We start from the raw sequence: 13016 nt of genomic DNA on the forward strand, positions 1-13016 counted from the left end.
CGCACGGCCCGGGCGACCGCGGTGTGCGACGGTGGAGGATCGACGTCGGCACGATCAGCGAGGAATCCATGAGCGGTGAACCCCAGGTCGGGGCAGAGCTGAGGGCCCTGCGGGAGCACTTCACGCGGCTGATGATGACGTACCGGTTCGGCATGGACGAGGTGATGACGAAGATCACCATCCTGCGCGACGAGTTCGCCTTCGCCCACGAGTACAACCCGATCGAGCACGTGTCCTCACGCCTCAAGTCGCCCGAGTCCCTGCTAGCCAAGGCCCGCCGCAAGGGCGTCGACCTGACCATCGAGGCGCTGCGCGCGGAGATCTTCGACATCGCGGGCGTGCGCGTCACGTGCAGCTTCGTGTCCGACATCTACACGGTGCGCGACATGATCGCGGCCCAGCGCGACGTCGTCGTCCTCGAGGAGCGCGACTACATCGCGCACCCCAAGGGCAACGGGTACAAGAGCCTGCACCTCATCGTCGAGGTTCCCGTGTTCCTGTCCGACCGGGTGCAGCCCGTCGTCGTCGAGATCCAGATCCGGACCATCGCCATGGACTTCTGGGCCAGCCTCGAGCACAAGATCTACTACAAGTACGACAAGGCCGTCCCGCAGCGCCTCCTCGACGAGCTCAAGGAGGCCTCGCTCGCGGCCTCCGAGCTCGACGCCAAGATGGAGCGGCTGCACGACGAGGTGCTCCAGCACTCGCGCGACACCCCGGCGCTCCCGGGGACCGAGAAGCTCGCCGGGCCGTTCACGCCGTCCTGGGAGCTGCTCGACTCGTACCTGCGGGCCAAGCCCGGTGCGGACGACCCGGAGCCCGCAGGCTAGATCAGCGTCTCGACCGCGATCCGCACGGTGTCCCCGACGTCGACGCCCTCGCGACGGCGCACCGCGGCCTTGACCGGCACCACGTACGTCCGGCGCTCGGCGTCGGGGAAGACCGACGTGGACCAGCGTGAGCCCCCGATCGTGACCTCGACCTTGACCGACCCGAAGCCGGCCGGGGGGAGGGGGGAGTCGGCGATCTCGTCGCTCACGTCGGTGGGCAGCGCAGCGAACACCCATGTGTCGCTGCGCGCCGTCCATCGCCACAGCTCCGCCTCGAACTCGTACCTGGTGCCCGCCATGCGCCCATGATGCCGGGCGGCACCCACAGCGCGCGGTCCGTGACCCGGGCCGTCGCGTCATGGTGCTCCCCGACGGACCGCACCACCGGCTCGAGCCGGTCTGACGACTCGCCAGCCCCGGCCCCCGGGCGCACCATGGAACGATGAGGGCCATCTGGAAGGGTGCCATCACGTTCGGTCTCGTCAACGTGCCGATCAAGGTGTACTCGGCGACCGAGGACCACGACGTGCCGCTGCACCAGGTGCACGACAAGGACGGCGGGCGGATCCGCTACCAGCGACGGTGCGAGGTCTGCGGCGAGGTCGTGGCCTACGAGCACATCGACAAGGCGTACGACGACGGCGAGCGCACGGTCGTGCTCACGGCCGAGGACCTGGGGTCGTTGCCCGCCGAGCGCAGCCGCGAGGTCGAGGTCGTCGAGTTCGTGCCCACCGACCAGATCGACCCCATGCTCCTGGACCGCAGCTACTACCTCGAGCCCGACTCGTCCTCGAACAAGGCGTACGTGCTGCTGCGCCGCACGCTCGAGGAGACCGACCGCACCGCGATCGTGAAGTTCGCGCTGCGCCAGCGCACGCGGCTCGCGGCCCTGCGCGTGCGCGACGACGTCCTGGTCCTGCAGACGCTGCTGTGGGCCGACGAGGTGCGCGAGGCCGCGTTCCCGTCGCTCGACGAGCCCGCGAAGGTCAGCACCAAGGAGCTCGCGATGTCGTCGCAGCTCGTCGAGTCGTTCGCCGCGGACTTCACGCCCGAGGAGTACCAGGACGACTACCAGGCCCAGCTCCGCCAGCTCATCGAGGCCAAGATCGACGCGGGCGACACGTTCAGCACCGAGGCGACGTTCGGCGAGCAGGAGGAGACCGGTGCCGAGGGTGCCGAGGTCATCGACCTCATGGAGGCGCTGCGCCGCAGCGTCGAGAGCTCGCGCGGCAGGAAGCCGGGCGACGCGACGGGTGAGAAGCCCGCGAAGGAGGCGGCGTCGTCGGGCAGCAAGAAGAGCGCCGCAGCCACGAAGAAGACCAAGGGCACGACGGCGTCGCGCGCCTCGGGCGGCAAGGCCGCCTCGACGAAGGAGCCCGCGAAGAAGACGACGCGCAAGAAGGCCTCGGCATGAGCGTGCGCGGCGTGCCAGGCTGACGCCATGACCCACGACCAGCCCGAGAACCCCGACATGGCCCGCACTGCCCGCCTGATCGCGGAGGCCGAGCAGCACGAGCGCGACCTCGTGCTCACGCGCTTCACGCACGACGACGCGTGGCGGCTCGGCTGCCTGCTCGTCGAGCTCGCGGCCGAACGATCGTTGCCCGTCACGATCGACGTGCGCCGCGGACCCCAGCAGGTCTTCCACGCAGCGACCGAGGGCACCACGCCCGACAACGACACGTGGGTCCAGCGCAAGGTGCGCGTGGTCGAGAGGTTCGGGGCGTCGTCGTACCTCATGGGCCTGCGGGCCAAGGCCAAGGGCACGACGTTCACGGCGCAGCACGAGCTCGCGCTCCAGGAGTACGCGGCCCACGGCGGGGCGTTCCCGCTGCGGGTCGAAGGGGTCGGGGTGATCGGCGTCGTGACCGTGTCGGGTCTGGCGCAGCGCGACGACCACCTGCTCGTCGTCGAGGCGCTCACGACGTTCCTGAGGACAGCGGCCTGACGGGGTGCGTCGCCTGACCGGGTGTCGCGTCCAGCCGAGCGCTCACCGATGAGTTCGGCCGCCCCGGCCGGTCGGACCAGAAGAGCGTGACGCACCGCGCGCCGCGCAGGAGGAGGAGAACGATGCGACCGATCGTCCCGAGCCTGTGGTTCAACGGCGGCCTCGAGGAGGCCGTGGCGTTCTACACGTCGGTGTTCCCCGACAGCACCGTCGGCGACTCGCTGAAGATGCCCGACGGCACCCTCGTCACCATCGACTTCACGCTGCAGGGCCAGCCCTTCAACCTCATCAACGGCGGCCCCGACCACCTGTTCCCGTTCAGCGAGGCCGTCTCGTTCATCGTGCGCTGCGAGGACGAGGCGGAGGTCGACCACTACTGGGACGCCCTGCTCTCGGGCGGCGGCACCGAGTCGCAGTGCGGCTGGCTCAAGGACCGGTACGGGCTGTCGTGGCAGGTCGTGCCCGTCGAGTTCGAGGAGCTCGCGCAGTCCGACGACCAGGAGGCCGTGGCGCGGATGATGGGCGCCATGATGCAGATGATCAAGCTCGAGATGCCGGCGCTGCGGGCGGCCTTCGAGGGGAGACAGCCGGCTGACGCCTGACACCGAAGGGGCTCGGCCCCCGTCCCCGCCGGCACGGGGACGAGGGCCGAGGTCTGTGGTGGGTCAGTCGCGCGTCAGCACGTCGTCGGTTCGTAGGCGGCGACGAGGGTCGAGGTCGTGCCCCGTGCCGTGACGTCGAACGCCACCTCACCGGCCGCCACCGACGCGGCGCGCGTCGCGAACCTCTGCGACGCGCTGCGCCCTGGGGCGAGCCCCGCGAACGCCTTGGTGCCCGCGGTCGAGCGGATCGTGACGTCCACGGCCTCCTCGCCCGTGTTGACTGCGCGGCCCGTCAGCTGGACCTTGCCCGCGACGCACTGCGCGCTCGCGGTCACCTCGACGGGCGCGACGGGCTGCGCGGGCACCTCGTAGGGGGCCACGTCGACCCGTCCGGTCACGGGCCGGTCGCCGTTGGCCGCGGACACCGTGACGGTCCGCCCCGCGACCGAGCCCGCCGCGACGTCGGCCGCGGTGAGCGTGCGGCGCACGGTGCCGCACGAGGCCTCGGCGCCTGCGGCGAGCTCGGGCAGCGTGCACAGGCCCGCGGCCCCGACGCCCGTCAGACGCACGTTCCCGGTGTTGCGCACCGTGACCTGGTCGACCACGACGTCGCCCGCGTTCACCGAGCCGTTCCCGTCGGTGTCCTCGACCGTCGCTCCGCCGGCCGTGACGGCGAGCGAGGGGCGGCGGTCGACCAGGTCGACGGGCTCGCCCCGGAGAGCGACCGAGGAGGCCTGGTCGGCGTTCATGAACCAGCGGGTCTCGGGGACGAAGAAGCCGTCCGCGAGGTCACCGGCCGTCACGACCCGGTACGCGAGCGCGCACAGGTAGGTGCCGCCCGCGGGCAGGCTGCTCCAGTTGCAGCCCGGGGACAGGTTCGTCAGGTTGCCCGTCGCGGTCGAGCGGTAGGCCGTGGTCCCGGTGTTGTAGACGCGGAACGAGTAGGGCACGCGCTCGCCGACCGCGTACGGCTGGGCCGCGACGTCACGGTCGGTCGTGTACTTCCCGAACACCGCGAGCGAGGTCACGGGTCCGGCAGGGCCGCCGGTCACGGTCACGTAGCCGTACGCGCGGGCCTGCGTGCCGTCGGCCGCGGTCAGGACGCTCTGGACGCGGACAGGGTTGGCGGCGGTGGTCGCCGCGGCGGTCGCCGACGCGGTGAGCGCGACCGGGACCGTGACCGTCTGGCCGACCGCGAGCGCCGGGACGTCGACCGTGGTCGCGCTCCAGCCCACGGGGGCGTCGATCGTCAGGCGCGAGGCGCCGAGCGGCGCCTGGTTCTGGTTGGTGACCGTGACGGGCACCTGCACGGTGGCGCCCGTCGCGACGGTCGTGTCGGGCACGACGGTCGACGCGCACGTCGCGTTGAGCCACTCCTGGTCGAAGCTCGCGAACGAGATCGCGTTCATGCCCTGCGTCTCGTACAGGAGCCCGAAGCGCCCGTCGCCGATCGGCGAGAGCGTCGAGTAGGCGCCCGAGCCGGGGTTGACGACCCGGAAGCCGGGCCAGGTCGCACCGTCGTCGCACGAGAGGCGCACGGTGACGTTCTCACGGCCCGTGGTGCTGTTGGAGTTGCTGAACAGGAGCATCTTCGCCTCGGCCGAGCCCTCGGGGGCGTCGGGGTGCAGGCGCGAGATCGAGCCGTTGTTGGTCGGGTCGGGGAGCTGGCGGTCGAGCGTGACGGGGCCGTAGGTGTGCCCGCCGTCGCTCGAGTACGCGACCTTGCGGTACTTGCTGCCGGCGGAGTCGCGCGAGTTCATCATGACGCGTCCGTCGGAGAGCTCGACCGACTTGTTCTCGTCCATGCTCGTGCCGAACGCCTCGCCGTGCTGCCACGTGGCGCCGTGGTCGTCGGAGTAGACGCTGTACGCCTTGTACGTGCCGCCCGTGCGGGCCGTGAACTGCTGGACCAGGCGTCCGGCGTGCTCGCCGTAGCGCAGCTGGATGCCCTCGCCCGAGGCCGCGAAGATGCCGGCCCACGACGGGTCCTTGGCGCCGTCGGTGATGACGCGGCCCTCCCACGTCCGGCCGCCGTCCTGCGAGACGCTGACCGCGGCGTGCAGGATCTGGCGGTCGGTCGGGTCGATGCCCGTGGCCGACCCGCCGAAGCCCTGGTCGAAGGACTTCACGTGGAAGTTGAAGATGGTCCCCGTCTCGCGGTCCACGACGTAGGACGGGTCGGAGAACCCGTACTTGTCGGGGGAGGCGTTCGTCCCGTGCCCTGCGGCCACGACGGTCGTGGGCTCCCACGTCGCGCCGCCGTCACGGCTCACGCGCTGCAGGATCGAGTTGGGCTGCGGGGCGTCCGCGGCGTTGAACGGCCGCCCGTCGTACGACGCGAGGATCGTCCCGTCGTTCGTCGTGGTCAGGGCGGGGATGCGGTAGTTCGCGTAGCCGCCCGTGCCGCCGACCGCGAGGGTCTGCTCGGAGAACGTCCCGGGCCCGTCGGTCGCGGCGGGCGGGAAGGGGTCGAACGCGTGGGCGCTCGCGGCCGGGGCCACGAGGAGCAGGGACAGCCCGGCGGCGAGCGCCGCGCGCGACCGGCGGCGCGTGCACGCGGGCGGCACGGGCGGCGCTGCGCCGGGCGGGGTGGACGGGGTGGGTGGGTGCAGTGGCATCAGATACTCCTGGCATCGTCGGGTCAGAGCTCTTGCTGTCGTGCTGCACGGTGCGGTCCTGCGGGGGCCGTGCCCGTCCCGGGCGCGGGACGGGCACGGCGCGGACCTCCGCGCCGGCACCGAGTCGGGTGCGGGGGTCCGGTCTGTGGGGCTCCTGGTGCGAGGTGCCCGACGGCGGAGCGGGCGTCGGGCAGGCGGGTCCGGGACCGTCGTGGTCCGGTGTCGCGGGTCCGGGGCGTCCGCGGCGGTGCGGGCGTCCCGGGTCGAGCGGGTGGGGCAGGGATCGAGGGGTTCGGCGGCGGCCTCAGGCCGTGAGCGCGTCGACGAACCAGCCCGTGATGCTCGTGGGATGGGTGATCGCGGTCCCGACGACCACGGCCCACGCGCCGGCGTCGAGCGCGGCGCGAGCCTGGGCGGGGGAGTGGACGCGGCCCTCGGCGATCACGGGCACGTCGAGGCGGTCGACGAGCTGGGCGAGCAGCTCGAGGTCCGGTCCGTCCGTGCGGGGTCGTTCGCCGGTGTACCCGGACAGCGTGGTCCCGACGACGTCGACCCCGGCGTCGCGGGCCGCGAGCGCGTCGTCGAGGCTCCCGCAGTCCGCCATGACCAGGGCGGACGTCTGCTCGCGCAGGCCCGCGACGGTCTCTGCGAGGCTCAGGCCGTCGGGGCGCGGGCGCCGGGTCCCGTCGATCGCGACGATCGTCGCCCCGGCGCGGGCGACGGCCACCGCGTGGCGAAGGGTCGGGGTGATGAGGACGCCGTCGGTCCCGTCCTTCCAGAGCCCCGTGACCGGCACCTCGATCCCGAGCTCGGCGAACGCGTGCGTGACGTGCTCGACGTCCGCGACGCCCTGGACGCGGATACCCACCGCACCGCCGCGGACCGCGGCGAGCGCGACCTGGGTCATGGTGCGAGGGTCCCGCATGGCCTCGCCGGGGTAGGCCTGGCACGAGACGACGAGGCCGCCGCGCAGCGCGACGAGCGGGTCGGGGGTCGCCGTGCCCGCGGCGGGCGCGGGAGCGGTCGACGGTCGGTCGGTCACGGGATCCTCCGGGAGGTGAGGGGGACGGTGGTCAGGGAGTCGTGAGGACGGCGAGCGGCAGGGCGGGTGCCTCGCGCGTCTCGTGCGCGACGAACGCGAGCCGGGCCGCCCCCAGGACGGCCGCGTCGCCGCCGAGGGTCGCGGTCACGACGGGCAGGCCGTCGAGGGCCGGCATGAGCTCGGACGCGACCGCGGCGGACAACGCGTCCCACCACAGGCTCCCGGCTCCTGCGAGCCCGCCGCTGATCACGACGACCTCGGGGTCGAGCATGTTCGCGACGCCGCCCACGGTCCGGCCCAGGGCCGTGGCCGCGAGGACCACCGCCTGGTGCGCGACCGGGTCGACGTCGGTGATCTGGCACACGACCCGAGCGGTCTCGACCGTGGGGTCGCCGCCGAGGCGCAGGTACAGGGCGTGCAGCGCGGGCCCCGACGCGACGGCCTCGAGGTGTCCCGTGCGTGAGCACGTGCACCGCAGGCCCGCCGCCTCTGCCGCGGGCAGGTGCCCCAGGTGGCCGGCCACGTGGCGTGCGCCGTGCTGGGGCGTGCCGTCGAGCAGGAGCGTGGCCCCGACCCCCGTGCCGGCCGCGACGACGAGAGCGGTCCGCGTCCCCGCGCACGCCCCCAGCCAGTGCTCGCCGAGCGCGTGGGCGTGCACGTCGTTGTCGGTGTGCACGGGCAGGCCCGCCGCGGGCCCGCCGGCGGCCAGGAGCCGAGACGCGACGCCACCCGCGAGGTCGGCGCCAGCCCACCCCGTGAGGGCGTCGGTCGCCGCCACGACCCGGCCGCGACCCGAGTCGATGACCCCGGCCGAGCCGATGCCCACCCCGACCAGGAGGTCTGGCGAGGCGGAGGTCCCGGGGGCGTCGGCGCCGTCGGGCAGGAGGAGCGCGACCAGGCGCGCGACCGCGTCGAGGATCGCGGCCGCCCCCTCCCGGGCCGGGGTGGGGACCCCGGCCCGGGCGAGGACCGTGCCGTCGTCGCGGACGAGACCTGCGGCGATCTTGGTACCGCCCAGGTCGATCCCGACGGCGGTGCGGTGGCTGACCGGGGAGCTCACAGCAGCCCGGCCTCCGCGAGGATCACCTTGATCTGGTCCACGACCTCGCCCTCCAGGGCGGGGGCCGGGGTCGTCATGACGTTGGACCCGATCACGCCGAGGAGCTGCAGCGACGTCTTGAACGCGCCCAGGCCGCTCGCGCCGCCGCTGTAGCCGCGCGGCTGGAAGACGATCTCGAACAGGGACGCGAGGCGGTCCTGCTCGTCGCGCGCCGCGGCCCAGTTACCGGCCTGCGCCGCGTCCCACAGGCGCACGTAGCCCGCCGGGTCGACGTTGCCGAGGCCTGGCACCACGCCGTCGGCGCCGAGCAGGAGCATGCCGTCGACGACGACCTCGTGCCCCGTGAACAGGCGCAGCGGGCTGCCCGCGGCACGGTTGGCCGCGACCAGGCGGCGGAAGCCGACGTCGTCGCCGCTCGAGTCCTTGACGCCCGCGATGACACCTTCGGTGCCGAGGCGGACCAGCATGCCCAGGTCGAGCTTGGAGTGCACGCACACGGGCACGTCGTACGCGAACAGCGGCAGGTCGCTCGCCGCGGCCACGCCGCGGAAGTGACGCTCGATCTCGTCGTCGTTCGTGCGGATGTACAGGGGAGCGGTCGCGACGACCGCGTCGACCCCCGCGTCGACCGCACGGCGGACCTGGTCCTCGACGCGGCGCGTCGTCAGGTCGATCACGCCCGCCATGACGGGCACGCGGCCCGCGGTGATCTCGACCGCGGCCTCCATGACCTGGGAGCGGCGGGCGTCGTCGAGGTACGCGACCTCGCCCGACGAGCCGAGCACGAACAGGCCGTGCACGCCGGCGTCGAGCTGGCTCGTGATGAGGCGCTCGAAGGACGCGCGGTCGAGCTCGCCGTCGGCCGTGAGCGGGGTGACGACGGGAGGGATGACACCGGAGAAGGTGGTCGTGGTGGGCACAGCGGACTCCAAGGATGGTGCGGTGGTGCCGGGCGGAAGGGTTCCGCCCGGCGCCGGGGGATGGGGGACCGTCAGAGCAGCGTCGGCGCGGCGCCGAGCAGGGTCCGGGTGTAGTCGTTCGTCGGGCGGTCGAAGACCTCCTCGGCCGTGCCCTCCTCGACGACCTTCCCGAAGTACATGACCGCGATGCGGTCCGAGACGTACCGGACGGTCTGGATGTCGTGAGAGATGAACACGAGCCCGAGGTTCAGGCGCGCCTTGAGGTCCGTCAGGAGGTTGAGGACCTGGGCGCGCACCGAGACGTCGAGCGCCGACGTGGGCTCGTCCGCGACGATCACGTCGGGGTCGAGGGCCAGGGCGCGGGCGATCGCCACGCGCTGACGCTGGCCGCCCGACACCTGGCTGGGCAGCACGTCGAGCGCGGACTGGGGCAGGCCCACGAGGTCGAGGAGCTCGCTCACCCGCCTCTCGCGGTCCCGCGGCGACCCGATCTGGTGCACGTCGAGCGGGTCGCGCAGGATGTCGCGCACCAGCATGCGGCCGTTGAGGGCCGTCGACGGGTCCTGGAAGACGATCGAGATCGCACGCCCGAACTCCTTGCGGGTCCGGGCGTTGCGCTTGAGCACGCTGCGCCCGTCGAACACGACGTCGCCGCTCGTGGGGGCCTGGAGACCCACCATGACCTTCGCGAGCGTCGACTTGCCGCAGCCCGACTCACCGACGATCCCGATGGTCTCGCCGCGCCGCACGGCCATGTCGACCCCGGCGACCGCGTGGACGCGGTCCGGGCGGAAGAGCTTGCCCGTGCGGGCCTTGTGCACCACGTGCACGTCCTTGAGCTCCAGGACGGGAGCGTCGTCGCTCATCGGGCACCTTCCTCGACCAGGAGCCCGTGTTCGGTCGACTCCGTGTGGCTGGCGTAGCGGTGGTCGGTCCCCGGCAGCGTGCGCAGCGGGGGCCGGGGCACGAACGCGTCCTGCGGCCGCGAGGACCGGGGAGCGAAGCGGTCGCCCGTCGCGAAGTCGCGCGGGGAGGGGACGGTGCCGGGGATCTGGTGCAGGCGCTCCGCGCCGGACTCGATCGACAGGACCGCCCCGAGCAGACCGCGCGTGTACTCGTGCTGCGGGTTCATGAGCAGGCTCGGCACGGGGGCCGACTCGACGACCTGGCCCGCGTACATGACCGTCACGCGGTGCGCGAGCGACGCGACCAGCGCCAGGTCGTGGCTCACGAAGACCATCGCGAACCCGAGCTCCTCGCGGAGCTCGTTGAGCAGGTCCACGACCTGCTTCTGGACCGTGACGTCGAGGGCCGTGGTCGGCTCGTCGGCGACGACCAGCCGCGGGTCGCGCGTGAGCGCCATCGCGATGAGCACGCGCTGACGCTGCCCGCCCGAGAGCTCGTGCGGGTAGCTCTTGAGCGTGCGCTGGGCGTCGAGGCCCACGAGCTCGAGGAGCTCGACCGCGGTGCGCGTCCCACCTCTCTTGACGAGCTGGGCCATCTGCGAGCGGATCAGCATCGACGGGTTGAGCGAGCTCAGCGCGTCCTGGTACACCATGGCCATCTCGTGGCCGCGCAGCGCATTGCGGCGGGCCGGGGTCGCCGTGAGCAGGTCGACGCCGTCGAGCAGGATCTCTCCCGTGACCTGCGCGGACGAGGGCAGCAGACCCATGACCGCGAGGCTCGTGAGCGACTTGCCGCAGCCCGACTCGCCGACCAGCGCCATGGTCTCGCCGGGACGCACCGCGAAGCTGATGTCGTCCACGACGGCCACGTCGCCGTGCCGCTCGGGGAAGCGGATCGAGAGGTTCTTGACCTCGAGCAGGGGAGCGGCGTCGCCCGTGTAGACGAGGCGGTCGGTGCGGTGGCGCTCGGCCACCCGCAGGCGGTCGAGCTGGACCGCGAGGGCCTCGCGCTGCGCGGCGGCCGCGGCGACCGCGATCTCCGGGTCGGGGACGACCGAGGTGTCTGCGACGAGCTCGTCGAGCACGCGGGGCTCGCGCAGGTCGGCGCCGCCCGTGTACTCGAGGGGAGCGTCGGCGTCGGGCTCGGTGAGCGGGTCCGTGGCGTGAGCGGCGTCCTCGGCGGCAGCAGCGGTCGCGGCGGACGCACTGTGTCCCGCGGCCGGCTTGCGGGCCGCGGGGCGGACCATCGCGTCCGTGAGGCCCTCGGACAGCACGTTGAGCGAGAGGACCGTGAGGAGGATCGCCATGCCGGGGAAGAACGTCGCCCACCAGCCGCCGTTGAGCAGCAGGTTGCGGCCGTACGCGATGACGTTGCCCCACGAGGGCTCGGGGTCCTGCACGCCCGCGCCGATGAACGACAGGCTCGCCTCGAACACGATCGCGTCGGCGACCAGGACGGTCGCGAAGACCATGATCGGGGCGAGGCAGTTGCGCGCCACGTGCTTCATCAGGATGAGCGACGTCCGCGCGCCGATGACCTTCTCGGCCGACACGTAGTCCTCGCCGAACTGGCTCAGCACGTTGGCCCGGACGATGCGGGCGATCTGCGGGGTGTAGAGGAACGCGATCGTGAAGATCAGGACGGGCAGGGACTTGCCCCACACGGCCACGAAGACCACGGCCAGGGCGATGCCCGGGAAGGCCATGATGATGTCGAGGATCCGCATGAGGGTCTCGCTCACGGCCTTGTGGGCCGTCGCGGCGATCGAGCCGAGGATCGCGCCCGCGACCAGGGCGACGCCCGTGGCGCCGATGCCGATCACGAGCGAGTAGCGGGCCCCGTAGACGATGCGCGAGAAGATGTCGCGGCCCGTGCGGTCGGTGCCGAACCAGTGCTCGCCCGAGGGCGGCTGCGCCGGCGTGCCGGACTGCAGCGGGTCGTAGGCCGCGACGAGCGGGGCGAAGATCGCCAGGAGCGCGACCAGGAGCACGAAACCGAGGGCGATCTTGGAGCCCAGGGGGAGGGCCGCGAGGCGCAAGCCCGGGCGGGACAGTCGTTCTGTCAGCTTCCGACGCATGTCACACCGTCCGGATTCGAGGGTTGACGACGAGGTAGAGGAGGTCGACCAGGATGTTGACGACCACGAAGGTCAGGGCGACGGTCAGCGTCACTCCCTGCACCAGGGCCGTGTCGCTCGCGGTGACGCCGTTGAGGATGAGCTTGCCCATGCCGGGCAGGTCGAAGATGACCTCGATGATGACCGCGCCGCCCATGAGGTAGCCGACGCGCAGGCCGAGCACCGTGATGGGCGTGATGAGCGCGTTGCGCAGGACGTTGCGCCCGACGACCACGCCGCGGGGCAGGCCCGAGCCGATCGCGGTGCGCACGTAGTCGCGGTCGAGCTCCTCGACCATCGCGGTGCGGACCACGCGGGTCAGCGACGCGGCGACCGGGATGGCGAGCGAGAGGGCGGGCAGGAACATCGAGGCGAGGAACATCCCGAAGTCGTCCGCGGGGTTCGTGTACCCGCCGGACGGGAACCAGTCGAGGCGCAGCGAGAACTGCTGGATGAGGAGGATCGCGAGCCAGAACGACGGCGTCGCGACGCCTGCGATCGACAGGACGCGGATGGCCTGGTCGGGCCAGCGGTCGCGGTAGAGCGCGGCGGTCACGCCGAGCACGAGCGAGAGCACGACGGCGATCGCCAGGCCCATGAACGTGAGCTGGAGCGTGAGGGGGAACGCGTTGGCGATGAGCTCGTTCACGGGCTGGGAGGGCGGGACGGTCATGCCCATGTCGCCGCGCACGAGCCCGGCCAGGAAGTTGCCGTACTGCACGAGCATCGGGTCGTTGAGACCGTTGGCCGCCCGGTAGGCCTCCTTGGCCGCGTCCGTGGCGGACTCGCCGAGGGCGTTGGTCGCCTGGTCGCTGGGCGCGAACTGCATGACGACGAAGACGAGCAGGGTGATGCCCAGGATCATGACGGGCAGGGCGAGCAGGCGTCGTCCGGTCAGTCGTAGGAGCGCGGTCACGCGGTACTCCTCGGGGTCGGGGTGGGTGGCGGCAGGGCAGGGAGGGGCCCTGCCGCCA

The 13016-nt window shown here is 72.5% G+C and carries 12 protein-coding genes; 4 read left to right on the top strand and 8 right to left on the bottom strand.

Annotated features, from left to right (window positions below):
• Positions 1 to 68 precede the first annotated feature (68 nt).
• Positions 69 to 830, top strand: coding sequence for a GTP pyrophosphokinase family protein (locus ACFVQ3_RS01045; protein ID WP_387633999.1), 762 nt, complete (start codon positions 69 to 71; stop codon positions 828 to 830).
• Here the strand turns inward: ACFVQ3_RS01045 and ACFVQ3_RS01050 are convergent.
• Positions 827 to 1129 carry a DUF1905 domain-containing protein gene (locus ACFVQ3_RS01050; protein ID WP_387634001.1) on the bottom strand — a complete coding sequence of 101 codons (303 nt, stop codon included), beginning with the start codon at positions 1127 to 1129 and terminating at the stop codon, positions 827 to 829. The genes ACFVQ3_RS01045 and ACFVQ3_RS01050 overlap by 4 nt on opposite strands.
• Before the next feature lie 143 nt (positions 1130 to 1272).
• Here ACFVQ3_RS01050 and ACFVQ3_RS01055 point away from each other — a divergent pair, with 143 nt between their 5' ends.
• From ACFVQ3_RS01055 to ACFVQ3_RS01065, 3 genes are all read left to right on the top strand, one after another.
• A complete protein-coding gene (locus ACFVQ3_RS01055) occupies positions 1273 to 2244 on the top strand; it encodes a Ku protein (RefSeq protein ID WP_387634003.1) in 972 nt (323 codons plus the stop codon).
• A gap of 27 nt (positions 2245 to 2271) precedes the next feature.
• Entirely contained in the window at positions 2272 to 2778 is a 507-nt protein-coding gene (locus ACFVQ3_RS01060) for a heme-degrading domain-containing protein (RefSeq protein WP_387634005.1), read from the top strand.
• A gap of 122 nt (positions 2779 to 2900) precedes the next feature.
• Complete coding sequence (locus tag ACFVQ3_RS01065; protein WP_387634007.1) at positions 2901 to 3380, top strand: VOC family protein; 480 nt, start codon at positions 2901 to 2903, stop codon at positions 3378 to 3380.
• A 74-nt stretch (positions 3381 to 3454) separates the two neighbouring features.
• Here the strand turns inward: ACFVQ3_RS01065 and ACFVQ3_RS01070 are convergent, their stop codons facing one another.
• The 7 genes from ACFVQ3_RS01070 to ACFVQ3_RS01100 form a co-directional block, all read right to left on the bottom strand.
• A complete protein-coding gene (locus tag ACFVQ3_RS01070) occupies positions 3455 to 5998 on the bottom strand; it encodes an exo-alpha-sialidase (RefSeq protein WP_387634009.1) in 2544 nt (847 codons plus the stop codon).
• 304 nt (positions 5999 to 6302) lie between these two features.
• The gene (locus ACFVQ3_RS01075) at positions 6303 to 7040 is read right to left on the bottom strand and encodes an N-acetylmannosamine-6-phosphate 2-epimerase (protein ID WP_387634010.1); all 738 of its coding nucleotides are present in this window, start codon (positions 7038 to 7040) and stop codon (positions 6303 to 6305) included.
• A 31-nt stretch (positions 7041 to 7071) separates the two neighbouring features.
• Positions 7072 to 8100: an ROK family protein gene (locus ACFVQ3_RS01080; RefSeq protein ID WP_387634012.1), complete on the bottom strand. Its 1029-nt coding sequence runs from the start codon at positions 8098 to 8100 to the stop codon at positions 7072 to 7074.
• On the bottom strand, positions 8097 to 9020 hold the full coding sequence (locus ACFVQ3_RS01085; protein WP_387634014.1) for a dihydrodipicolinate synthase family protein: 924 nt from the start codon (positions 9018 to 9020) through the stop codon (positions 8097 to 8099). Before ACFVQ3_RS01085 ends, ACFVQ3_RS01080 begins: the two co-directional genes overlap by 4 nt.
• A 71-nt stretch (positions 9021 to 9091) precedes the next feature.
• Complete coding sequence (locus ACFVQ3_RS01090; RefSeq protein WP_191795356.1) at positions 9092 to 9886, bottom strand: ATP-binding cassette domain-containing protein; 795 nt, start codon at positions 9884 to 9886, stop codon at positions 9092 to 9094.
• On the bottom strand, positions 9883 to 12003 hold the full coding sequence (locus ACFVQ3_RS01095) for a dipeptide/oligopeptide/nickel ABC transporter permease/ATP-binding protein (protein WP_387634016.1): 2121 nt from the start codon (positions 12001 to 12003) through the stop codon (positions 9883 to 9885). The genes ACFVQ3_RS01090 and ACFVQ3_RS01095 overlap by 4 nt, the downstream gene beginning before the upstream one ends.
• A gap of 1 nt (position 12004) precedes the next feature.
• The gene (locus ACFVQ3_RS01100; RefSeq protein ID WP_387634018.1) at positions 12005 to 12958 is read right to left on the bottom strand and encodes an ABC transporter permease; all 954 of its coding nucleotides are present in this window, start codon (positions 12956 to 12958) and stop codon (positions 12005 to 12007) included.
• Positions 12959 to 13016: the final 58 nt, after the last annotated feature.

The organism is Oerskovia sp. NPDC057915, from assembly GCF_042887685.1.
In the GTDB taxonomy this organism is placed as follows: domain Bacteria; phylum Actinomycetota; class Actinomycetes; order Actinomycetales; family Cellulomonadaceae; genus Oerskovia.